Source organism: Vibrio sp. THAF190c (assembly GCF_009363355.1).
Taxonomy (GTDB): domain Bacteria; phylum Pseudomonadota; class Gammaproteobacteria; order Enterobacterales; family Vibrionaceae; genus Vibrio; species Vibrio fortis_A.
In genome coordinates this window covers 1754392-1779131 of the sequence record NZ_CP045338.1, presented here as the reverse complement: position 1 = coordinate 1779131, position 24740 = coordinate 1754392, and the positions used below count along the sequence as shown (strand labels likewise).

The 24740-nt window shown below is 44.1% G+C and carries 14 protein-coding genes; 11 read left to right on the top strand and 3 right to left on the bottom strand.

The window, feature by feature from the left end; translation table 11 throughout:
• Positions 1 to 202 precede the first annotated feature (202 nt).
• The 6 genes from FIV04_RS07880 (at position 203) to FIV04_RS07855 (ending at position 14114) form a co-directional block, all read left to right on the top strand.
• Complete coding sequence (locus FIV04_RS07880; protein WP_152468780.1) at positions 203 to 6355, top strand: tandem-95 repeat protein; 6153 nt, start codon at positions 203 to 205, stop codon at positions 6353 to 6355.
• Between the two features lie 224 nt (positions 6356 to 6579).
• The gene (locus FIV04_RS07875) at positions 6580 to 7500 is read left to right on the top strand and encodes a LysR family transcriptional regulator (RefSeq protein WP_152468779.1); all 921 of its coding nucleotides are present in this window, start codon (positions 6580 to 6582) and stop codon (positions 7498 to 7500) included.
• Between the two features lie 191 nt (positions 7501 to 7691).
• The gene (locus FIV04_RS07870) at positions 7692 to 9716 is read left to right on the top strand and encodes a TonB-dependent receptor (protein WP_152468778.1); all 2025 of its coding nucleotides are present in this window, start codon (positions 7692 to 7694) and stop codon (positions 9714 to 9716) included.
• A 411-nt stretch (positions 9717 to 10127) separates the two neighbouring features.
• Positions 10128 to 10592: a GNAT family N-acetyltransferase gene (locus FIV04_RS07865; RefSeq protein WP_150872599.1), complete on the top strand. Its 465-nt coding sequence runs from the start codon at positions 10128 to 10130 to the stop codon at positions 10590 to 10592.
• Positions 10589 to 11185, top strand: a complete 597-nt coding sequence (locus FIV04_RS07860) for a LysE/ArgO family amino acid transporter (RefSeq protein ID WP_152468777.1) — start codon at positions 10589 to 10591, stop codon at positions 11183 to 11185. Before FIV04_RS07865 ends, FIV04_RS07860 begins: the two co-directional genes overlap by 4 nt.
• 196 nt (positions 11186 to 11381) lie before the next feature.
• Positions 11382 to 14114 (top strand): glycoside hydrolase family 3 protein, encoded by a 2733-nt coding sequence (locus tag FIV04_RS07855; RefSeq protein ID WP_253895326.1) that lies wholly within the window; start codon positions 11382 to 11384, stop codon positions 14112 to 14114.
• Between the two features lie 91 nt (positions 14115 to 14205).
• Here FIV04_RS07855 and FIV04_RS07850 read toward each other — a convergent pair whose 3' ends face one another.
• On the bottom strand, positions 14206 to 16077 hold the full coding sequence (locus FIV04_RS07850; RefSeq protein ID WP_152469545.1) for a methyl-accepting chemotaxis protein: 1872 nt from the start codon (positions 16075 to 16077) through the stop codon (positions 14206 to 14208).
• A gap of 530 nt (positions 16078 to 16607) precedes the next feature.
• Here FIV04_RS07850 and FIV04_RS07845 point away from each other — a divergent pair.
• Positions 16608 to 16832, top strand: coding sequence for a hypothetical protein (locus FIV04_RS07845; protein WP_152468776.1), 225 nt, complete (start codon positions 16608 to 16610; stop codon positions 16830 to 16832).
• A 186-nt stretch (positions 16833 to 17018) separates the two neighbouring features.
• Entirely contained in the window at positions 17019 to 18803 is a 1785-nt protein-coding gene (locus FIV04_RS07840) for a transporter (RefSeq protein WP_150872594.1), read from the top strand.
• A gap of 187 nt (positions 18804 to 18990) precedes the next feature.
• Here FIV04_RS07840 and FIV04_RS07835 read toward each other — a convergent pair whose 3' ends face one another.
• Together FIV04_RS07835 and FIV04_RS07830 are read right to left on the bottom strand one after the other, a co-directional pair.
• A complete protein-coding gene (locus tag FIV04_RS07835) occupies positions 18991 to 19701 on the bottom strand; it encodes a 3'-5' exonuclease (RefSeq protein WP_152468775.1) in 711 nt (236 codons plus the stop codon).
• Positions 19702 to 19704: 3 nt separating this feature from the next.
• Positions 19705 to 21564, bottom strand: coding sequence for a DUF294 nucleotidyltransferase-like domain-containing protein (locus tag FIV04_RS07830; protein ID WP_152468774.1), 1860 nt, complete (start codon positions 21562 to 21564; stop codon positions 19705 to 19707).
• A gap of 232 nt (positions 21565 to 21796) precedes the next feature.
• On the opposite strand from FIV04_RS07830, the gene FIV04_RS07825 reads away from it, so the two are divergent.
• From FIV04_RS07825 to FIV04_RS07815, 3 genes are all read left to right on the top strand, one after another.
• Positions 21797 to 22576, top strand: coding sequence for an SDR family NAD(P)-dependent oxidoreductase (locus FIV04_RS07825; RefSeq protein WP_152468773.1), 780 nt, complete (start codon positions 21797 to 21799; stop codon positions 22574 to 22576).
• A gap of 220 nt (positions 22577 to 22796) precedes the next feature.
• On the top strand, positions 22797 to 23114 hold the full coding sequence (locus tag FIV04_RS07820; protein ID WP_152468772.1) for a cupin domain-containing protein: 318 nt from the start codon (positions 22797 to 22799) through the stop codon (positions 23112 to 23114).
• 711 nt (positions 23115 to 23825) lie between these two features.
• The gene (locus FIV04_RS07815) at positions 23826 to 24692 is read left to right on the top strand and encodes an oligogalacturonate-specific porin KdgM family protein (RefSeq protein WP_032548923.1); all 867 of its coding nucleotides are present in this window, start codon (positions 23826 to 23828) and stop codon (positions 24690 to 24692) included.
• Positions 24693 to 24740 lie beyond the last annotated feature (48 nt).

Below are 24740 nucleotides of genomic sequence, written 5' to 3'. Positions count from 1 at the left end.
TTGTTTTCTTTTTACTCTAGTACAGATTTGTTAGAAGAGACGCCTAACTCGTTAATTTTTAATATGTATTAAACAGAATAAGCGTCGGATCATCTTTTTATTCCATACGGCTTTGATCAACTTGTGTTATGTGTTTGGTGTCCTATGCTACGTATAGCATAGGAATAATAAGAAACAGATAAGTCATTGACAAGGAGTGCGTATGCCAGTTGGTCAGAACCCAGAAAACAACGAATTGAACGATGCAGTTGAGCAAGTTGCCACAGAGGACAAGTCGCCTTCTTCGTCATCTCATCCCGGAAATCAAAATAATCAACAATCTACAGCTGCAAATACAGTGGCCACCGGCTCTGACTCAGTGGCACCGTTAGAAGAAAATAGTGAACAACAGTCAGAAGGGAACGAACAGCCGAGTGCAGAGCAACAGAACGAGGGTGGAGAGCAAGGGGCTCAACCTGTTGCAGCAGAAGGACGTCAAAGCGAGGGTGGCGCTCCTCCTTCGCAAGTACAAGAAGGTAGCCAAGAAGGGGAGCAACCCCCAGAGCAAAGTGGTGGTGCACAACAGAGTGTCGGTTCACAGCAAGTAGGCGGAAATACACCTGCAGGTAATGAAGATGCTGCTCAACCTGCTCAGCAGTCAAGTTCGTCGCAACCGCAAAGTAGCGAGGGTTCGAGTGCAAGCCGCGCTGCGAATTCGGGTGAGGCGAGTGATAGCAAGCAGGATACCCAGAGTTTTGATGTCAATGTTACTCCCGATCGACCTATCTATTCTAACGAGCTTGATAATAGCGATACGACCACTGATACCTTATCGTTTGACGTCAATGTCGAAGCGGTGAACGATCTTCCTGATGCAGCGCCGACCTATCATGAAATTGATGAAGATGGCGTATTAAATTTCACGGCGGATGATTTGCTTGCTAATTCTACCGATGTTGAGGGGCCTGTGAGTCTTCAATCTGTCGAATACTCAGGTGAGGACGGTGAGCTTGTAGAAAATCCAGACGGATCTTTTGGCTTTACGCCTAATGAAAACTTCCATGGTGACGTGGTCTTTGATGTTGTGATTGAAGACAACGAAGGTGCAACCGCGCAAACCACCGCGAATCTTCATGTTGTATCTGTTAATGACCCGGTCATAGCTAACGACGACTCAGAGCTTGATGCCGGAGAACCAAGCATTCGCCTAGATGCCGAGCCTGAGAATGGTGTACTTCAATACCTCAATGAAAACGATGTATGGGAAGATGTCGTTGTCGGTGAAACATACTCTGCTGATACTGAACTGCAGTTTGTGCCAGATGTGGATGCCGTCGAGTCAGCGACGATTGATATCAAGGTAGGTAGCTTCGATAGTGATACCAGCACGGATGTGTTTGATGGAACCGCGCAAGCATCTGATTGGGGCATAGTTGATGGTGACACGGCTGTGTTTACGCAAGATGACGTCATAATCACGACTCAAGTTACTGGTGGGGATTTGACAGCTTGGAATGGCGCTGGAACGTCTGTAGGGGCTGGTATTGGCGACCAATCGAATAATGGTTTGTCCCATAACGACACGCTTGTTGTCACGATTGATGGTGAGGATGTCAATCAAATTACCTTCCAACTCGATGGGCTTGGCGGCTGGTTTGATGAATCTCATAGAAACGCGACGGAAGTCATCATCACCGCCTACGATGAAGAGGGGAATGTTATCGATTCTCAAGGCGGTTATCGAGAATCTGGTGAGTTCCAAGATCAGTACGTCTTCACAACGGATCAACCTGTTCATCACTTCGAACTTGGCACTACTGGTGGAACCGGCACATATGTTGTGCAGAATATGACGGTATCTCGCACGCTTACAGAAGAACTGCAGCTGGTCACTATTCAGGGTGATGGCAGTGAAGTGACAAGTGCTACAACGTTAGACCTAAACTACGATACCGCTGATCAGCCTATCGATGTTACTGAGCAGTTGATTGACGTTGATGACACCATTACTACGACACCTATTCAGGTGCTAGAAGATGGTGTGCTTGTTCTTGATGCCAATGACTTGTTGGCCAATGACACTGACGCAGATGGTGACTTGTTGTCGATAGTTGAAGTGAGCATGGTGGATGAGAGCCAAGGCGCAGTTGAACTAGGCGAAAATGGTTCTATTACTTTCACACCAGCACCTAACTACTTCGGTGAAGCTCAATTTGAATACACTGCAACAGATGGGAATGGTTCGTTTGATACCGCGACAGTATCTGTGGATGTTATCCCTCAACAAGATGCGCCAGTTGTAGATGGTGTCTTAACAGATCAGGTTGATGAAGATGGTTTAATTACGCTGACTCAAGCACAGCTTCTATCCAATGTTACGGAGTTGGACGGTGAATCTCTAACAGCGCTTAACTTGAGTATTGACGGAAATGGGGTACTCACGGATAACCAAGATGGAACCTTTGCCATTGAACCGGACGAGCACTTTGATGGGTCAATATCTATCACCTACGAGGTCACCGACGGTATTGATACGGTTAGCAATGAACTTCAGCTAAATGTTGAAGCCGTGGCAGATGCTCCAGAGCTCAGTGTGACACCAAGTGCAGACAACCTAGATGGTGAAGTGATTCGCGATAATCAGAATGTGGTTGAGTTCGATATCGATGCCTCTTTGGTGGATCAAGATGGTTCTGAAGCACTAAGTGTTACGGTTGGTGGGGCGCCGGATGGTAGCGTAATCCGCTACGATAGCGACGCGATTCTTAATGATCAATCTAGCGGGTTAACTAGTTTTACCGACTCTACCGTGACAGTGACTTTTGAAGGTGAGAGTGCAGGTTACAAGAACTCGGTAGGTTATTATGTGGTGGAAGAGGATGGCTCAATCACCAACGTGAATATGGTGTATAGCGATGCTTCACAACAAGGCGCTGGTGGTACTTTAATACCGGGAGAGTCTTCTTTCTCGTTCGAACTTGAAGAAGGTCAGAGCTTCAACCTATTCGTCATCCCGAACGGTGGTCGCTACAACGATTTTGAATCACTGGAAGGCGGTGAATTTATCTTTAGAAATGAGGATGGCTCACCGGCAAGTATCACTTCAAATGACCCACAATTGATCTACATTGCTGAAGATGGCACAGAAAGTGTGGTGCGTGGCCAAAATGGTGATGCAGTATTCCATGGTGGCACCAGCACAAATCTCAACCAAGACGGCGTAGAACATACTCGCGTTACTATGAACGATGACGGCGAGTTAATTTACGGAATTGAAGATCTATATGGTGGTGGTGACCGCGACTATGACGATTTCTCTTTCTCAATTGATTTAGGTGAAACTAACCAAGCGATTTACACCGGCGAAATTATGGTGGCAGATGGTGAACCCGCGATCATTCCTTCTGTTGTATTGGACCAAACTTTAGTATTGGAAGTGCCAGAAGGCTTTAGCGACGACATTGATTTAGTGATTGAAGCAACTTCAACAGAAAGCTCCAATCAAGACTCCGCGACAACAAGCCAAACCCTACATATTGATGCCAACGAATATGCGCCAGAAGTATCACCATTGTCTGATTCGGTAAGCGAAGATAACGCTATTACCTTTACTCAAGATGACCTTCTCGCTAACGCAACAGACATTAATGGCGATGATCTGACAGCATTGAATGTTTCTGTTGATCCTGCGGTTGGCTCCGTAAGTGCAAATCCTGATGGGTCGTTTACAGTGACCCCGCTAGAAAACTACAGCGGCAACATTGACGTTACCTATGATGTCACGGATGGGACACACACCGTCCCTGCTGTACTCAATTTAGATGTGGAAGCAGTCGCTGATGCGCCTGATGTTTCAGCCAGCCTAGGTGCTATGGTTGATACGGACTTTGATACCAGTAATGCTCGTGATGATTGGAGCACGGATAATACTCATGGCGGTTTGGAAATTCGTGGAGAACAAGTTTACACCGGCATTCGTGATAGCGACCGTGGCAATGTCATCGAGTTAGAAGTACACAGAGGCGATGAGTCTAATATCTACCAAAACCTTGACCTTCAAGCCGGAGAAACGGTCACTCTTACTTTTGATTACTCAGCAAGACGCAACTGGGAAGACGATTCTGATATTGAGCTGTATTTTGATGGCGAGCTTATCGATACCATCAGCCAGGATACAGTAGGCTGGCACACTTATAGTTATGAGCTGACTGCGACCACTGATAACCCACGACTTGAGTTTAACGCTCCTGATGACAACAGCTTAGGGGGCTTGTTAGACAATATTCGGGTGACTGAAGTACCGACAGAAGATAATGATATCCGTATTGATATCAGCACGATGCTTACGGATCTTGACGGTTCGGAAAGCATGCAGTCTATAGTCTTAGATGCTTTGCCGGAGGGGAGTACCCTAACCGATGGCACAAATACCTTTGACGCGACTGCCGATAGCAACAGCGTCGATGTATTGGGGTGGAATCTAGATAATCTGCAGTTTACACCACCACAAGATTTTAACGGCGAAGTCAGCCTGCAACTGTCTGCTACGTCTGTTGAAAATTCAAATGGCGACACCTCGACGACCACCACGGATTTGACCTTCAATGTGGAAGCCGTCAATGACGCACCGATAGCTCCAACTCTCTCAATGGAAGGTGTCGAGGATCAAGTCATTACCATTGACCCAGCTTTCATTCTCTCAAAAGTTACTGACGTGGATGACACCGAGTTCACTCTGGAAAGTTTGTCTATTAGAACGCCAATACAAGCATCAATTACACCAACTCAAGACGGACTATACCAAGTTGTGGTTCCGGAAAACTACAATGGTGCTATCGATCTTGCTTATGAAGTCAGTGATGGTGAAGCGACCACAGAAGGTACTGTAAACCTCAATATAATGGCAGTAGATGACGCTCCGTTCCAGAACGGTAATGCGCACTTAGCAGTGGATGAAGATGGAGCCATTACCTTCAATAGTTCTGACTTGATTGACCTATTTGGTGATGTAGATAGTTCGTTGACTGTGTCTCGTGTCGTTACTGCCACGGGGGAGGAAGCGGAAGGTACTGTTGTTGATAACGGTAACGGAACTTGGACGTTTACTCCGACTGACGACTTTGCTGGTACCACAGGTCTTCAAGTGGTAGTTACTGATGGTAACACTGAAGCCAGCATGGACATGAATGTCTACATTCGCCCAATAGCAGATGGTGTAGCAATCACTACAAGCTTTGATGGCCCATTAGTGTTTAAAGAGGATACAACGGCACACTTCGGGATTGATATCGAACAGCTTGATACGTCAGAAGTCATGACCAGCGTAACCATGACAGGCTATCCAATTGGTTTTACTGTGAGTGATGGTCAGAATACAGTCGTGATTACTGAGGAAAATCAGGCGATTGATATTGGTAAGTGGGACCTCGATACGCTGACCATGACACCACCAGAAAACTACAACGGTGAATTCTCGGTCACTTTATCCGTCGTTTCTCTCGATGAAGTTGAAGATCCGGCTGACAATGAGGTGACAACAGAGTTAGGCCGAGGTGAACCAGAGCCTTCTCCATTCGTTCTTGGTGATGAGAGCTATGCACTGCTCGAAAGTGAAGATTTGCTTGAGTTGGTACCAAATAGTGATGAAACCACAACCATCAGCGAAGTTTCATACACTGGCGATGGTGGTACGCTAATCGATAATAACAATGGGACGTGGAGTTTCTGGGGAGATCCTAACTACCAAGGTGACATTGATATCGATTTTACTACCTCAGATGGCAGTCAACACCAAGTGACACTGCTAAACGAAGACCCACTTGATGAGCCACAACCAGTGAGTGCGATGGCAATGAGGGAGCCAGCGCCTCAAACAAGCTCAAACCAAGAGCCTGATTATACTGCGGCGCCGGGCGATACGTTCGACGTTGATATTCCAGACAATATCAGCGGGAATGGAGATGTAGACCATATGCTGGTGACCGGTTTACCTGATGGAGTAGAGCCTGTTCAAGGGGTTTCAGATGGTGAAGGCGGCTATAGCGTGAGCAATCTTGATGCGCCAATGGCACTGAAAGTGGATGAGGCATTTGAAGGGGAAATTCAATTAGAGATGGTGGGCATTGATGTCAATGATGTCCCAGTCGAAGGGGCGGATGCGAGTGCATCGATCCACATTGATGAAAGCTACGAAATGCAGGGAACAAGCGCAGATAGAGCTGGAAGCCCAATGTCTGGTGATGACAGCTCGCAAGGCGATTGGACTACGCAAGATAACACCGACATGGGTGTAGATGTTATGGATGACAGTTCTAGCTTCGATAATCAAAACGCAGAAAGCCCAGTCGATGATGATTTGTCGATGTTAAGCGACTAGCAACATACCACTCTAATATCATCTAATTAGCAGCCGTACTAAAGTGCGGCTGTTCTGTATTTGATGAATATGTATCTAATTTTCTGATCATTTTTCACAATCCATCGTTTTTGCTACAAACTGTTACATTTTACCTAGATAACAAGTGTCCACGGCCGTTGTGTTCATAACGAGCTCGCTGCATTATTCTAATTCTGAATTTTGCATTTCTAAGTATCTATTTTATGAATCTGGCTCAAGTCGACCTCAACTTATTAGTTATCCTCAAGCACCTGTTAGAAGAAAAGCATGTTTCAAATACGGCATTAGCGCTGGACATGAGCCAACCGACGATCAGCCGTTCATTGCAAAAGCTTCGCACAGTTTTCAATGATGACTTGTTGGTTCGTGGTACTTATGGGTATGAGCTAACACCTAAAGCTGAGTCAATTAAACAAGATTTAACATCGGTATTAGGGCGACTGGAGAAGCTCGTAGCAGGGGATGTGTTTGAGCCAAGTGACAGCGATGCGACTGTTCGATTCTTTGGTTTGGTACCTCAGATTACTCATTTGATGCCCAAAGTGATGGCGGAGGTTCGTCGCCAGGCTCCGAACATGATTGTTGACATCGACTCAATTCCTAAACGCCACTTCGAGAGTTTGATCTCAGGAGACGTACATTTTGTTCTCTCGACTCATGAGCCGTCTAGCTCAGAGCAGAACCTGTATCGCACCTTTGTGACCAGTCGCGATTATCGCTTGTTGATGAGTAAAGACCACCCGCTAGCAGATAAAGAGATCACGGTTGATGACCTTCTAAATAGTCAATTAGGACAGATCTCACTTCAAGGCGATAAAAAACTGTCGATTGAAAGTCGTTTTAAAGATCTCGGATTAATCGACAAGCAACGTAAGCTGTCGATTCCTGTCCAACTTTCTAATTTCAATGTCGCTCCTGATATCGCAGAAACTACGGATATCATATTTCACCTTCCAACTCCTTTTGCCCAGCAAGCTGCGAAGCAACGTGAACTTGTGTGTAAAAGGGTACCAAAGGCACTTCGTCATCCTTCAGAAGATGTTTATCTATACTGGCACAAACGTTTTCACAATGATCCTATGTGTCAATGGATCCGACGTATTTTCAAAGAGTTATACAACTAAGTATCACTTTGTGTACGATAATCAGCACTGATTTACAGGTAATGATTAATCAATAAATGGATATGGAAGAGAATCTGTATTTGAAAAATAAATAGTCAGAATTACTAAAGGGGATGAAACTTTCATTGATGTAAATAGTAACCGAATGTCTAATGCAAACCATTATCACTTGCAACTAAAGACATCATACTATGACGGATCGTTCTCTTTTTTCTCCAAAGCCTTTAGCTATAGCCGTAGCATTTATCTGTTCTTCTGTTTCAACGGTTTCCTTTGCCAACGAAGCTTCTACAGAAACTGATGAACAGATGGTTGTCACCGCAACTCGTACAGAAACCTCTCTAAAACAAGCGCCTGCTTCTATGTCGGTAATCACGGCAGAGGATATTGAGAATAACCCTGGTATCACACTAGCGGATATCGTGGCGGACTCTACCAGTGTTGAGTCAGATTTTGATAGCACGCGAGCAGGTCGTCAGATGATCTCTATTCGTGGTATGGATTCGGATTACACTTTGATCATGGTAAATGGTCGACGTCTAAGTTCTGCAAGTGCAATCATTCGTGGTAACGACTTCGACCTTTCAACCATTCCAGCTGACTCGATTGAGCGTGTTGAGATCATTCGAGGTCCTATGTCGGCGTTGTACGGTTCTGATGGTATGGGCGGTACGATTAACATCATCACCAAAGCACCAGAGAATGATTGGAGCTCAACATTGAGCATGGATACATCATCGCCAATGGATGGTAATGGTGGGCAAGAACATTCTGTCGGTCTAACAACTTCAGGCGCATTGATCGAAGATGAGTTGTATGCTCGCTTCTCTGTAAACCAAACCAGCCGTGATGCGTGGCAGCCTTATTCTGGAACTCACAGTGCAGGACACGATCGAGAGGATGTAACTGCTCTAGAAGGTCGCGATACCCTAAGTTTACTGGCTACATTGACATGGCATGCAACGGACAACCAGACCATCGATTTAGATCTTGGTTACAGCGACGACGAACGTGACACCGCGGCAGAACATGCGACCGGCCTGAATGTTTCAAACTCCAATGTGAAACGTAACAACCAAGCAATTACACACAGTGGCTACTGGAGTTGGGGTGATACTAAAGTTCGCTACTCTCGTGAGAATGTGATTGATAAAAATGCTGCGGATGTTGGTAGTTCAACACGTGATGTAGAAGAGTTAACACAGATCTTTGAAGCGTCGGCTACAAGCTATCTTGGTGACAACCATATTCTAACGGTAGGTGTTGACTACCAATTGAGTGAGCTAACAAACGAAGAAAATGTCACGGGTGCTCCAGCGGAAGCGTATCAAGGTGCTTTGTTCATTCAAGATCAATGGAACGTTACTGAACAACTAACTGCTACCTTGGGTGGCCGTTTAGACAAGCACGAAAAATACGGTGAAGAATTCAGCCCCCGAGTCTATTTAGTTCATCAAACAACAGATGACTTAGTGATTAAGGGTGGTGTAGGTAAAGCATTCAAAGCGCCAACTCTGACTCAGAACCATGCTGGTTATACTGTTGCGAGCTGTAAAGGTTGGTGTGACATTGTCGGCAATGAAGATTTAAACCCAGAAACGAGCTGGAACTATGAACTAGCAGCGCTTTATAGTCAGCCTCGTTGGAACATCGAAGGTGCATTGTTCCGAAATGAAATCCAAGACTTGATCGACCGTGGTGACACAGAGTGTCTATCCGGCGGAACGTGGGGTGGTAACGGTGTAGGTTGTGTTGATAATGGCGGTAATTTCGTAAGTAACGGAACCCGCACCTATGTCAACGTATCAGAAGCTGTTATCCAAGGTGTTGAACTGGCTGGTGGATTCCAAATTTCAGAACAATGGGATGTATCAGGTAACTACACATACCTAGACACAGAAGACAAATCAACGGGCGAAGAGTTACTTGAACGTTACAAGCATTCGAGCTTGGTAAAACTGAACTGGAGCCCAACTTACGACCTAACGGCGTTTGTCAGTGCGAGATATCGTGGTGAACGCCAGATTGAAACGGATTTGACTCAAGACGCTTACACCACGCTAAATATCGGTACTGTATACAACGTGAATGACTCGGTTCGCATTCGAGCTGGTATCACTAACTTAACTGATGAAGCAGTTTCTCAAGAACTTGAGAATATGGGTTATGTTGAAGAACCGCGTACTTACTACGTTGGCATGACGGCAGACTTCTAAGATCTAAAGTTACCTTCCAATAAAAACGCAGGTCAAAATGGCCTGCGTTTTTGTTTTGTCCCATAAGAAAATGTTTTTGGTTTTAGTGGGCGGCTTTTTTGACACAAATGATGATAGCGTTACCTGAGTTCTGATCCCAAGGCGTCTTGACCTGTAATGATGTGGATAATGTTGGAGAAGTGGCGCATCGTAAGGAACGTAATTGAGAAAGAGAAACAAAAAGGATTTATCGAGACGAGTAAATAGTTTTGCTATTGATTGGTAAGTCGCTGCTCTGAAAGGTTTATCTTCGAGCTTGAACTATAAATAAGGGTTCAGTTATGCTCTGAAGCTAGTTTTCTGTTCATCAATAAGAAGACAGTTAATATAAAGGCAGCATTAGAAACTCAGTAATACAAAGGAATGGATTCAATGGAAATCAGAAAGGATGATTTGTCGGGTGGCGATGTCATAGCGCTACTCGAGGAACACTTAGCCGACATGTACGCGACTTCACCACCTGAAAGCGTTCACGCTCTTGATGTCGGTGCACTAAAATCCTCAGACATTACGTTTTTCAGTGCATGGAAGGCTGATGTTTTACTTGGTTGTGTAGCAATCAAAGAGCTTGAGCCACAGCACGCAGAGCTTAAATCGATGCGAACATCTCGTCATGCACGAAAGGGCGGGGTCGCCAGCAAATTGCTGCAGCATGTACTCGAGGTTTCCTCTTCTCGCCAATATCAAACACTGAGCTTAGAGACTGGTTCTGAAGAGTACTTTAAACCAGCTCGTAACCTCTACGAGAAATTTGGCTTTCGTTATTGTGAACCTTTTGCGGACTACAAGCTCGATCCTCACAGTCACTTTATGACGATAGACATTCAATCAGCATGACCACATATTTATCAGGCTTCTCCCTTGGCTTGTCTCTGATTTTAGCGATTGGTTCCCAAAATGCTTTTGTACTAAAGCAAGGTTTGAAAAATCAGCATGTCTTCATTATCTGTTTAGTCTGCGCTGTGTCAGACGCACTGTTGATCAGTTTTGGTGTGGCAGGTTTTGGTGCAATTGTTGAGAAGTTTCCACAGATAGAACAGATCGCTCGATTTGGTGGTGCGCTGTTTTTGGCGGTGTATTCAATATTGAGTTTTCGTTCTGCGTTTACCGAAAACCACGCGTTAGAAACCCATGTTCAAACCAAAGGCTCTTTGCTTAAAGTGGTGTCGGTATGTTTGGCATTTACTTGGTTGAACCCACATGTGTATTTAGACACGGTCGTATTGCTTGGGTCTATCTCCACCCAGTACCAACCGAATGAGATGCAATTTGCCATTGGAGCGATCACTGCTTCATTCGTGTTCTTCTTTTCATTGGGGTTTGGGGCGAGATTTCTCTCTCCACTATTCAGTCGCCCTAAGTCATGGAAAATACTAGAGTTTATAGTTGGTGTTATGATGGCAACCATTGCAATCAGCCTAATTATCTAACAATCCTTAAACGCTAAATCACAGAGCCCACTGAATCTTATGAACAGTGGGCTTTTTGTATCAATACACTGAACTTCTTCGATTATCTGAATACCTACTAGGCTGCTAATATTGATATGCCTATTGATGTCTATGGTTTTGTTTTTTGTTCTACACTTAAGCTATTGAATATCGTCAATTAGCTAGGAATTACAAAGTGATATTACACAATTATAAGGCTTTGTTAGGAGGCGTTGCTGTAAGCTTAGTTACTGCTCCTTGCGCGATTGCGGACCTTCCGATTGAAGTAAATGTAGTAAACGAAGAACAGAGGGTTACTACTCCCTATTATTCAGAATGGCCATCATTAGAGAGTGCGATTGTAAAAGATCCTCAGATTGAAGCTCGTATCGCAGATATCTTAAGTCGGATGACACTGGGTGAGAAAGTCGGGCAAATGATCATGCCTGAATATCGACAAGTGACGCCGGCAGAAGCCAAGCAATATAAGATCGGTTCAGTACTTAACGGTGGTGGTGGCTGGCCGAATGAAGATAAATACGCAACGGCGCAAGAGTGGGCGAAACAAGCGGACAGCTATTGGCTTGCGTTGGACGAAGCCTATGCCGGCCGAGGGTTCCGAATTCCATTTATGTGGGCAACCGATGCTGTTCATGGGCACAACAATGTTTATGGAGCGACACTGTTCCCGCACAATATTGGTCTTGGCGCGGCGAACAATCCAGACTTACTTCGACAGATTGGTGAAGTAACGGCAATAGAAGTCGCTGCGACCGGCATTGACTTAACTTTTGCTCCTACGGTGGCTGTGCCAAGAGATTACCGTTGGGGAAGAGTCTACGAAGGCTATTCAGAGTCTCCAGACATTACTTATCACTACGCACCTGCGATCGTGGAAGGGCTACAAGGTAATCAACAACAACTGCAAACCGAGTCCAAAGTGATCGCCACCGTTAAGCATTGGCTCGGTGATGGTGGGACTAACAATGGTGTAGATCGAGGAATCAACCACTCCACAGAAGACCAACTGCGTAACCTCCATGCACTAGGCTATTTCTCCGCTATAGAGGCTGGTGCGCAAGTGGTTATGACGTCGTTTAACTCTTGGCAGCAAGTTGAAGAAAATGGAAATATCGACTCTGACGCTAACTCAAACCACAGTGGCAAACTACATGGCAGTCGTTACCTTGTCACGGATGTACTTAAAGGTAAACTAGGCTTTGACGGTATCGTGGTGACCGATTGGAATGGGCATGGTGAGGTAAAAGGGTGTACTAATGCCAACTGCCCGCAAGCTGTTCTGGCAGGTAATGACCTGTTTATGGTGACAGACAATAAAGATTGGAAAGGTTTTTATCGCAACGTCATAAAGCAGGTGCGAAGTGGCGAAATTCCGATGTCTCGAATCGATGATGCAGTGACTCGAATACTACGAGTGAAAATGAGAGCAGGGCTATGGTTCAAACCGAGACCTTCCTATCGACTCTATGCAGGTGATGAATCTTTACTTGGTGCAGACAAGCATCGGCTGGTGGCAAGACAAGCGGTCAGCGAATCCTTGGTATTGCTCAAAAACAACAATCAAATTTTACCGCTCAACTCAAATAACCAAACTTATCTTGTTGTCGGCAGTGCCTCAAATGATCTGCAAAAGCAGAGCGGGGGCTGGACGTTAACTTGGCAGGGCAATGAGAATAGACGCTCTGACTATAAAAACGGTGAAACTGTCCTTGAGGCTTTCGTTGAGCAAGTTGGCGAGAAAAGAGTGTTTACCGACCCAGAGACCGCGCCGATGGATGCCATTGCGGTTGTCGTAATGGGTGAAGATCCTTATGCGGAGATGTTTGGTGATATTAAGGAACACCAAAGCATTGCTTATTCAGAGCTTAAAGCCAGTTATAAACGCGATTTACGTTTACTGGAACAACTCAAGGAACAAGGTTTTGAGGTTGTTACCCTGTTTTTCTCAGGCAGACCTCTGTATACAACGCCAGAGCTCAATTTGTCTGATGCCTTCGTAGCAGCTTGGTTACCAGGAACCGAAGCGATGGGCATCACCGATGTGTTGTTTGGTGTGAACGGCAAAGATTTTACTGGACGATTGTCGTTTAGTTGGCCACGTGGCAAGTGTGTGAGTAATGTAAGCCGTTTTGAATCCCGGATTCCAGACTATGTGATTCCAGAAAACGAGCTTTCTCCAGAGGAGAGTCCACCGTTATTCGAATATGGCTACGGCTTGAGTTATCAAAAAGCACAACATTTGAATGAAATAGAGTTAGATAAAGAGAGAATTGGCTGTGGTAAAGAGATCCAAAAAACCAAAGCGACCCATAATTTGGAGATCTTCGGGAGACTTGCTAGTGATCAGTTTGTGCCTAAAGTGAGCGGTCAGGTGACGCAGTGGAAGGGTACATTTGTATCTCGCTCAAAAGTGACGGAAATTGGTACCGCGCACACCACACCAATCAACTATAAACACCAACAGGATGCGCTTTCTGTCAGCTTAGGGCAGTCGCTACCCATGCAGTTCTATCTGCAAACTCCAGATAAAAAAGGTGTTGATCTGACGGACTACTTATTTGCAGGCGCAGACTTGGAGTTCGACATTGCGGTTTACGGCTCAGTGCCTAAGTCTTTAAAACTTGCGAGTCACTGCGTTTACCCATGTGGTGCAATCGCGTCAATTGAGAAAGAGCTCTCCCGAGCGCTGGAGAACAATAACGAACCTTGGTTAACCGTTAAAGTGCCTTTGAGTTGTTTGGCTGAGAATGGCTTAGATTTTTCTGATTTGAATACTCCCTTGCTTCTTTACGCCGATGAACCGTTCGATTTTGAGATAGGTGAAGTTCGTTACGTACCTGAGAGTCAGCAAGTTGATGACAAACGAGCACTGTACTTGTCATGCGGTTTGTTTAACAAGATTAAGTAGGAAAGAGTAGTTTCAAACTCGACTAATCGATAACAATGAGAAAGCCGCTCTGTTGGGAGCGGCTTTTGTCGGTTAGATTTTAGCTTAGAGATTAAACCTTAAAACGACTCATCAAGGTGCTGATGCTGTGGTTGAGTTGTTTAATCTCGACGGACTCATTTACTTGATTCACACTGAGCTTATTGAGCTCAAGCACAATTTGGTCAATCTCATGGACACTCTTAGTGATGCTCTGTGTGACGGCGTTTTGCTCTGCTGAAGCATTTGAGATATCACTGTTGAAGTGGCTGACAACTTCCATCTTCTCACTCAATTTAGAAAGCATTTCAACAGCTTGAATCACTTGATTGCGTGTTTTCTCACAATTCGATTTAGTGAGTTCAATCGATTTCACCAAGCCTTCAGATTGGCCTTGGAGGTTAGAGAGCGCTTCCTCAATTTCAGAGGTACTCTCTTGAGTGCGATTTGCCAACGCTCTTACTTCATCTGCTACCACTGCAAAGCCGCGACCATGTTCACCTGCACGTGCAGCCTCAATCGACGCGTTGAGTGCGAGTAGGTTGGTTTGTTCTGCAATACCACCGATGACGGTCACGATAGATTGAATACTCTGTGATTCGTTTGCCATTGCAATGATGTCGTGGGATGTAGTATCGACTTGCTCTTCTAGGGCATTAATGTAGGACTCTGTCAGTACATTGATCTGCTTAGTCTCATCACTAAAGGTGGCGGCGTTATGAGCGGCTTCAGCTGCAGATTGAGAATTTTTCTCGACCTCAATAGAGGCGTGAGACAAGCTATCAATCGCCGTGACAACCTGGCTGGTCTCGTTGGTATGAACTTGCAACACGCTGTTGGTTTCTTGGCAACAACCTTCGATGCTTCCAACTTTCCCTTCAAGCACCACGTTCTTCTGTTTTACTTCGGTGATCATGCTCTGTAGACCACTGATGAAGATATTGATGTCTCGTGCAATCTTGCCAAGGTCATCATTGGTTTTCTCTTCTAGACGCTGAGTTAAGTCACCGTTACCTTGGGATAGGTCATGAACAATGTTACGTAGCGAGATGATTGGGTGGTAGAGCATATTAAGTAGCAAGGTCATCACCGCAATTGAACAGACGACAGCTGCGACTATTAACATCTGAGCATTAAAGACCACATTATCAAGGGTTTGCATTGCAATTTTAGGATCGATAACAGAGATCATATGCCATTGATTTGAATCACCAATATTGACGACTTTAGCCATCAACATCATCTCTTTCTGGTCAATATTGCCGCGAATAAATACTTCTGATTGACGTGTTGCTGCCACTAATTGAGTGGTGGCTGGTAAGGAACTGATCATGCTTTGAGGTGCAATGCTTTCAATGGTCGAAGCGATGATCATGCCGTTATCGTCAACGATTAAGCCGCGTGCTTGGTAGATTTTTTCGAGTTCACCGAGTTTATCTTCCAAATCATCAAAGCGAAGGTCGGCCATAAGCACGCTATCTTTAAAGGAATACATCACTCCAACCATTGGTGTTTGCGTACTCTTAGTAAAGAACAGGTCGCTAAAAGAGAGCCCAGAGCGGGTTTTCGCTTGTTTATACCAAGGACGAGTCGTTGGGTTGTACTTTTCAGGAATACCAATACCGTTTGGGAAGGATTCGGAAGGGCGTGAAGTAAAAGAACGGCCATCATCGAAGCCAATCACCATCTTATCGATACCGCCCAGTTTAGCAGCGTAGTGCATCAACGCCTGATTCTCGACCTCAAAGTTTGCGGCTTTGAGCTCTGCTGCCGTCGAGTTCACGACAGAGATGGTGCGTTGTACATCTTGCTCAATTTCATTGATTTCTACAGAGAGAGAGCGGTCGATCTCTTTGTAAATGGTCTCTTCAACCTGCTCTTTGGCGAGATTGAACGAGAACCAGTTTGAAGCGATTAGCGAAACAGTGGTGACAGCGGCCACCATCAGGATGAGTTTGCCTTTAAAACCTAGTGGAAATAACGTTTTTTTATTTTTCATAATTTTTCACGCGAATAGACAAGTGAGTTTAGACATTGATTGTGTCGTTCTAAAACGGCTCTTCATAACCAATCTTGTGTAATGTTATTGTATTATTTTTAGATTATGCAATCTGTGAGAAAAATCTATCTGTAAAATCAAATAATCACCAACTATGTGACTTAACTAGAATTTACAACTATCACGATTTCCCTTCAGCTCCCCTCTTGTTATGCCACAAGTAGCAATACATCGACCGAATGAGTCATTACTCATTTATTGACTTAGCTCTCTATTTCGCAATCAAAAACTAACCATTTTAGATTATTAGTAATACAATAATGCTGATTGAGGTGTTTGGAGGCCTTGTATGTTGTTGTTAAACACCTCAATCATTTGTTGCTTTTGAACTGGCTTATGTTCGGTTCATCGAAGTTACAAATGAGTTATGTTCCCATTTTACTGAACACAGTAGTTAGCCGAATTTGGTTAGAAAATTGAGTAACGCCAGTAATTATGAGGCGAACGTAGAATTCCGTGGGGGTATCGTTTGTCTTTCTGAACGTTCTCTTCCTGCTTTTGTTCAGGCGGTTTATCCGTTTTGCCCACGTCTTGTTCTCGGACGTGGGCTTTTTTATATGTATGACAAGGCTCTGGTTTTTATCTGTGGTGGGAAAAAGGAAGATAAAAAGACCACACAGTTGATTTATAAAACGGGCTAATCCCTTTCTCTAAAAGGGTTAAGCGCCTCAAATGACACTATAAACTCACTAGGATCGACGAATTCACAAAAATAATATTAATCTGCCATTAATCACACTTTTGACTTATTGTAGTACAATAGGGTGGGTTTATAGCTATGATGTACAGGTCGAAACTAATTATAGAAAAACAAAAGGTCTATTAGAATGGAACTCAATACAGCTATTGTAGGCATCTATTTCTTATTTCTTATCGCTATAGGATGGATGTTCAGAACGTTTACTAGTACCACCAGTGATTACTTCCGTGGGGGCGGTAACATGCTCTGGTGGATGGTAGGTGCTACGGCATTTATGACGCAATTCTCCGCTTGGACATTTACGGGTGCAGCGGGTAAGGCATACAACGATGGTTTTGCGGTCGCAATCATCTTCTTAGCAAACGCTTTTGGTTACTTCATGAACTTTGCATACTTTGCTCCTAAGTTCCGCCAACTTCGCGTTGTTACCGTAATTGAAGCTATCCGTATGCGTTTTGGTGCTGCGAACGAGCAAGTATTTACTTGGTCTTCAATGCCCAACTCTGTTGTATCAGCAGGTGTTTGGTTGAATGCACTCGCAATCATTGCTTCTGGTATCTTCGGCTTTGATATGACGATGACAATCTGGATCACTGGTCTGGTTGTACTCGCTATGTCGGTAACAGGTGGCTCATGGGCGGTAATTGCATCTGACTTTATGCAGATGGTTATCATCATGGCAGTAACAGTTACTTGTGCTGTCGTTGCCGTTGTTCAAGGTGGTGGTGTTGGTGAAATCGTCAATAACTTCCCTGTGGGCGATACGGGTTCTTTCGTAGCGGGTAACAACCTTAACTACTTAAGCATCTTCAGCATCTGGGCATTCTTCATCTTTGTTAAGCAGTTCTCTATTACTAACAACATGCTTAACTCATACCGTTACCTAGCGGCAAAAGACTCTAAGAACGCTAAGAAAGCAGCACTTCTTGCATGTGTGCTTATGCTTGGTGGCGTGTTCATCTGGTTCATGCCTTCTTGGTTTATTGCAGGTCAAGGTGTAGACCTATCTGCTGCGTACCCTGAGGCTGGTTCTAAAGCGGGTGACTTTGCTTACTTATACTTCGTACAAGAGTACATGCCAGCAGGTATGGTTGGTCTTCTTGTAGCAGCAATGTTTGCAGCAACGATGTCTTCTATGGACTCAGGTCTAAACCGTAACTCAGGTATCTTTGTTAAGAACTTCTACGAACCAGTTGTTCGTAAAGGCCAGGCATCTGAGAAAGAACTCGTAACCGTATCTAAGATTACTTCTACGGCATTTGGTATCGCTATCATCCTTATCGCGCAGTTCATTAACTCTCTAAAAGGTTTGAGCTTGTTCGACACCATGATGTACGTTGGTGCGCTAATCGGCTTCCCAATGACAATTCCAGCATTCCTTGGTTTCTTCGTTAAGAAGACTCCAGACTGGGCAGGTTGGGGCACGCTAATTGTGGGTGGTATCGTTTCTTACATCGTTGGTTTCGTAATCAATGCAGAAATGGTGTCAGCAGTATTTGGTCTTGAAGAGCTAACTAAGCGTGAATGGTCTGATGTTAAGGTTGCCATTGGTCTTATCGGTCATATTACGCTAACAGGTGGTTTCTTCATCGCTTCTACTCTGTTCTACAAACCACTACGTGAAGATCGTCAAGCTGATGTAGATAAGTTCTTCAATAACTTAGAGACACCATTGGTTGCTGAGTCGACTGAGCAAAAGAAACTGGATAACAAACAGCGTCAAATGCTTGGTAAACTTATCGCAGTAGCGGGTGTTGGTGTGATGCTTATGGCTCTTCTGTCTAACCCAATGTGGGGACGTATGGTATTCATCCTGTGTGGTGCGATTGTAGGTGGTGTTGGTATGCTGCTTGTGAAAGCGGTGGATGACACGGTTGAAGAGAAGGGCACGGTATCAGAACAAACCTCGTGATGGTTGATACACTCTTAATCTCAAATAGATAACTTTAAAGCGGCTGATAGTTCAGCCGCTTCTGTCGTTCTTATTGTATAGCTTTTGACTCAAGAAGTGACTTGTTGTTTTTCGATAAATAAAACCCCGATATGTCATCCATATCGGGGTTATTTTTATGGGGTAAGATTTTTTGTATTAGTGATCTTTACTTGTGACTCAAACTATAGAGCTTGGCGATTGGTACTGATGTCGTTGGAGAGAGACGTTTTTTTTGTGCTAAGAAAAGCTCTGCTGTAGAGACTGCATCGATCAGCGCGTTGTGATTGTTATATTCTGGCAGCCCATAACGCTCGCGAGTCGAAGACAAAGAGTAGTCTAGGTCATGCTCATTTCGCGCTCTTGCCATATTCTTTTCGATCGCTAACGTATCAATCCACAAGATAGGTAAATTCACCACTTGATAGTAGGTATCCAAGTAGCGGTCGATGAATGCTTTTTCCACGCCACAAGCATGAGCAATGATTACTTTACCCGCAGCAGTTTCGAAAAATTGAGTCATAGCATTAGATAAAGAGATACCATCTCTGAGCATTTGCGGGGTGATGTGGTTGATCACCGCAGTTTCAGGTATGACGGAAGATTCTTCATTAATGTAAAGGTGTGACGCAGAGTTTAGATTGATTTTGTCGTTGTCTATCTCGACCCAACCCATAGACAATATAAGATCGCTCTCTGCTTGTAGCCCTGTAGTTTCAAGATCTAAAACAATATAGCTAAGCTCATCGGCTGTTGTAACGAGTGAACACTCTGGCTCAGATACTAATGCTTTGATTTCTGGGGCTTGATGGCGCTGCTCAATAAACAGTTCTCGTCTTCTATTCAGCCGCATTAACGGATGAAAGCGTTTAAACAGCATTGACTAGCCTCCGAATTTCACTTTTGCGGCATCCTGCAATTCCGCGATGATTCTAAAGGCATCTTTAAGGTGTTTACGCTCAAAGCTACCAAAACTGTTTGGATTGATGTGGTTGTTAGGCTCACCACCATGTTTGAGCGCTTCGAGTTGATGACTGAACCGGAAAGAAAGAATGAAGCGATATGCATTAATAATGTTCTTGTACGAATCTTCGCTGAGTGAACCTTTCTCGAATGCAGTTCTAAATCGCTCATCTGTCGCGGAAAGGTCACAAGATACGGCCAGCCCATAGATGCGCGCGAGATCGATGATAAGGTTAATCGCGTACTTCTTAATATTGAGCGTCTTTTTGTTTTCACCGGTCTTTTCAAGAACCAAGCTATTGAAGATGCCTAATGGAGGGTTGGTATTCACTGCATCGTTAACCAGCATAGTAAGGAAGCTTCGATTGCTTTGAATATTTTGATGTAGTTCGTCCCTTAGAATCTTCTCAAACTCGCTGTTGCCATAAACTGAACGAATTTCGAGGAAAACGCTGATGTTAAGTAAGCGTTCGTATTCTGGGTTATCAACCCATTTATTGTAATACTGTTTCCAGACGGACAAAGGCTGACACCACTTCGGCGTAGCTGCCATGTATTTGCCTGGGCAAAGTGGGTAGTGACAGCTCTCTAAGCCTTTGGTGACAATCATAGCTAAGTGTTTGAAGTAAATACGGTCGTTATCGGTCGCGTCGTCAGACAGTACAATCGCGCTGTCTTGATCTGAAAGCATGTGTACTTCATTACGAGCATGAGAACCGGCAACAATCCACGCGAAATCACAAGGTGGAGGCCCTAATTTATCAATGGCAATCTGAATCAGACGGCGAGTATAAGCATCCATGATCATTGTCATCACCTTACCGACAACTTCTGGACTCACTTTGCCTTCAACCAAGGCTTCAAAAATTGCCTGACGTTCTGGAGTAAACTTGGCCAATGACGATACGCTACCTGCGTATTTGATTTTCTCAATAAGGAAGATGGCTTGAACACGGTGGTTTTGAACTAGGTGAGTAGTCGTCAAAAGCCCGACCACCTTATTGTCTTGTACGACGGGTAAGTTACGAATATTGAACTGCATCATCATCGATGCCGCTTGTAGTACGAGGTCGTCTGGAGAAATCGTTAACGGTGACAGTGTCATGACTTCCGATATAGGGCGACATGTGCTGACATCTTTAGCGATTACGCGCTTGGTCATGTCTCTGTCTGTAATCAAACCAACAATTTGATTTTCTTCATAGACCACGGCACAAGGAGAACGTTGAATAAGCATCTTTTTAGCAACGTCTTTAATTGGTTGCTCCGCCGTAACAACAGCTACGCGCCCGCTAGCGACATCACCAACTCGGCGTATAAACAGACCTTTCTCTTTGTTTGACCAAACCACATCTAATGCCGATTTTAAGCGAACTTGTGCCTGTGACGCGAAATGTTCAGCCGATTCTGGATGCTTGGTAAATAGCGCTTTGAGTGCCGAGTGGGGCACTGAGTAGATGAGTGAGTTTTCAATTGCGATCGCTTGATAGATTTCACTGCTGTCTTGTTGTTGGCCGAGGAATGTAAAGCCAAAGAGGTCTTCTGGCCCTAATTTTGCTCGTAAAACACCGTCTGATTTACGCTGCTCCAAAGCACCTGTGCGAACAATGTAGAGCGCTTTTTCGCCTTTGTTTGAGCAAAGATCAATGACTTCTCCCTTTCCGACATAGCTTATCTGTATCTGAGAGGCGAGCTCTCTTAAGGCGTCTTTAGGCACCTTATCAAATGGGTCAATTTTATCGATAAACTGCAATATGTTGGGTAAAAGGGTATCTGACATAACTGATGCTCATTAAGATATATTTGTATGATTATAGCGTGAATGTTTGGTTTCTAAAACTAGAATCATGATTCAGTCTGACTGCTGCCTAAATCACTAACTATAAGCAAAGTAGTTGATAAAATCGGTGTTGTCTTGAGTTATAGATCTCGTTGTTTAACTTAGGCTATTGTTGCTTTTATGGTGGTATTGTATTATTAATTGAAATGAAGTAGCAAAAGGTAACCATTAGATGTTTGATGATTTAAAAGGCAAGCGAGTGTTAATCACTGGATCAACGTCGGGTATGGGATTAGCAACGGCAAAGTACTTTGCTCAATGTGGAGCATCTGTAGGCTTGAATGGTCGCAGCTCGAGGACTCCGGAAATTGAAGCGATCTTAAACGAATTGAAAGCGCTGGGGGGAGAGGCTGACTTCTTTCAAGCAGACCTAATGCAATCATCAGGCTGTGAAAACCTTGTTGCTGACTTTACAGATCACTTTGGTGGGTTAGACGTATTGATTAACAATGCTGGTGGGCTAGGAGGAAGAGAAAACCTAGAAGATATTGATGATGCGTTTTTCGATCGTGTAATTGATCTTAACGCGCGCTCTGCATTGATGGTCACCAAATATGCGATTCCACATCTAAGAGCCTCAGCTTTAGAGTCAGGTGAAACATCGTGTGTTATTAGCACTGGTTCAATCGCAGCGCGCGAAGGCGGCGGTGTAGGGGCCGGTTTATACGCAGCATCAAAAGCTTGGCTTCATGATATCCATCGAAACTGGGTTAAAGAGTTCACCAAAGATCGTATTCGTTTCAATATCGTTTCTCCAGGAACGATTGATACCGAGTTTCACGACGCTAAATCGGATGAGGTTAAATCCAATATAGCTAACTCAATACCTATGGGACGTTTTGGGCGTGTGGAGGAGGTTGCTCCGAGTTTCGCGTTCTTCTCATCTCATGCCTGTGCTGGTTACATCACTGGTCAAATTCTCGATGTGAATGGAGGTCAAATGGCACCATAGTTTATCTCGACTTTTAATGTAAAAAATCTCAGAAGAGCCAGCACCTAGTTGGCTTTTTTGATCGACTTATGTAAAGCGTCAAAACAAATCGATTGCATAAAAAGAAAGAGGTGACGCTATTCACATAATTATCGATTATTTGTATGACAAGTCGTGTGCATAGACTAAAGTTCGCTTAATTAGCCATCAGCTCATCAGATTTAGCGACAAGGAATGAACAATGAATCTCTTTTATGAAGCCGACAATCACCCGTGGGAATACTTAGGTAATGGATTGAAGCGCAAGGTGGTTTCATTAACTAAAGATTTGATGGCCGTTCACCTCTGTTTTGATAAAGGGGCGGTCGGTGCTGTCTACGATCTCACGGTACAAGAGCAGATTGGATACGTGGTAAAAGGGAGTTTCGAGGTTGAAGTGGATGGCAATAAGCAAATCCTAAATGCGGGGGATGCATTTATGGCACATCGACATCTTGAAAAGGGCGCAAAGTCTCTTGAGCACGACAGTGTATTGCTAGATTTAGTCAATCCACATTAATGGCAGATTCGAAGCAGTAAAAATCCCACATAGTATTTATTCATTACGATATCCCTCGTTCTTCAAACACGACTTCTCGTCCTAGACGCGTCCAGTATTAATCTAACCAATCGCATATTCACGGTTGGTTTCTACTTCTCTTTTTGTCTACCTCACCGTTTTTGAACGTACTAGCTGAGTATCGTCCCACTTAAGGCGGACGCCACCTCTAAACCATCATTCGACTTCCTGATATCAAGTAATCAATTTGTATCATTTTATATTCCACATATGTCATATCTTATCCTTGATTGGTAGTGCTTGTGAGGTTCATTCAATTCAACCCGAAGATATCGCATTGGGTTTGGAATGTGCTTATTTTGTTAGATTAAATCATTACTGGGGCTTATATTTGTATGTTTTATCCTGTCTAATTCACATTTTTTAGCTTTCATTTATCTTTATTGATTTTATCTACCATCCTTTTAAATACGGAGTCTTCGTGAATTTTTCTCTATTTTTGTTCAATGATCTTTATTTATTTGTATGAATAAATGTTTAGGTTTGGCGTAATGTTCCGCTCGCTTCTGTGACTTATGTTTTAGTTTCGACTTAATCATCGCAGTTATTGTGAGAGAGCTCATTCTATCGGTACGCACTATTTGAAGCTTAGTTTTATTTGTCTAACAATAAGACTTAATCCAATTGCGTAACAAAAGAAGAGAAGGGAATATGAAAAATTCTAAAGTGGCTATTGCAGTGGTTACAACACTATTTGCCGGCATGGCATCGGCCGCGTCAATTGATTACCGTTACGAATATCGTGCTGCTACCGATTACACCTACGAAAAAGATGGAACGAGCGAAACTCGCCATGTCGATGCGCGTCATCAGCATCGTGTGAAGTTGGGTGACAGCTTTAAGCTAGACGACAAGTGGAAGCACTCATCCAGCCTAGAAATCAAATTCCATACAGACGACTCTTATTACGATGCTGACTCGGGCAGCGTTAAGAATGCCAACAGCAAAAGTTTCTACAACGGTAACTGGTATATCTACAACATGGAGTTAGATAACACCGCTACTTACAAAGTGAACAGCAATTGGTATCTACAAATGGGTATGCCAATCGCATGGGATTGGGATGAGCCAAACTACAACGATGGTGACTGGAAAATGAAAAAGGTCACTTTCAAACCTCAGTTCCGTGTTGGCTACAAAGCGGATATGGGTCTAACCACCGCTATTCGTTACCGTCACGAGTACTCAGATTTCCGCAACCACACTCGTTTTGGCGACACGGACAACGAAACTGGTGAGAAGCTAGAATCTGCTCAGAAATCAAAGATCACTCTAACGGGCTCATACAAGGTTGAATCTTTACCTAAGTTGGGTCTGTCTTACGAAGCTAACTATGTGAAATCTCTAGATAACGTACTTCTATACGACAACGATGATTGGGAATGGGACGCAGGTATCAAGGTGAGCTACAAGTTCGGTTCTTGGAAACCATTTGGCGAACTTTGGTCATCAGATATTAGCTCGCGCTCAAGTGACCGTGAAGCGAAGTACCGCGTGGGTATTGCTTACTCATTCTAATGCGTAAAGAGGCAATCGTTTAAGGTTAGCTCTGCACACAGTGGAGCT

Coding starts and splice junctions, on each gene's coding strand:
- FIV04_RS07860 (WP_152468777.1), top strand. CDS start 10,589: ATGACCACATATTTATCAGGCTTCTCCCTTGGCTTGTCTCTGATTTTA.
- FIV04_RS07835 (WP_152468775.1), bottom strand. CDS start 19,701: ATGCTGTTTAAACGCTTTCATCCGTTAATGCGGCTGAATAGAAGACGA.
- FIV04_RS07820 (WP_152468772.1), top strand. CDS start 22,797: ATGAATCTCTTTTATGAAGCCGACAATCACCCGTGGGAATACTTAGGT.
- FIV04_RS07840 (WP_150872594.1), top strand. CDS start 17,019: ATGGAACTCAATACAGCTATTGTAGGCATCTATTTCTTATTTCTTATC.
- FIV04_RS07880 (WP_152468780.1), top strand. CDS start 203: ATGCCAGTTGGTCAGAACCCAGAAAACAACGAATTGAACGATGCAGTT.
- FIV04_RS07815 (WP_032548923.1), top strand. CDS start 23,826: ATGAAAAATTCTAAAGTGGCTATTGCAGTGGTTACAACACTATTTGCC.
- FIV04_RS07830 (WP_152468774.1), bottom strand. CDS start 21,564: ATGTCAGATACCCTTTTACCCAACATATTGCAGTTTATCGATAAAATT.
- FIV04_RS07825 (WP_152468773.1), top strand. CDS start 21,797: ATGTTTGATGATTTAAAAGGCAAGCGAGTGTTAATCACTGGATCAACG.
- FIV04_RS07870 (WP_152468778.1), top strand. CDS start 7,692: ATGACGGATCGTTCTCTTTTTTCTCCAAAGCCTTTAGCTATAGCCGTA.
- FIV04_RS07865 (WP_150872599.1), top strand. CDS start 10,128: ATGGAAATCAGAAAGGATGATTTGTCGGGTGGCGATGTCATAGCGCTA.
- FIV04_RS07875 (WP_152468779.1), top strand. CDS start 6,580: ATGAATCTGGCTCAAGTCGACCTCAACTTATTAGTTATCCTCAAGCAC.
- FIV04_RS07850 (WP_152469545.1), bottom strand. CDS start 16,077: ATGGTGGCCGCTGTCACCACTGTTTCGCTAATCGCTTCAAACTGGTTC.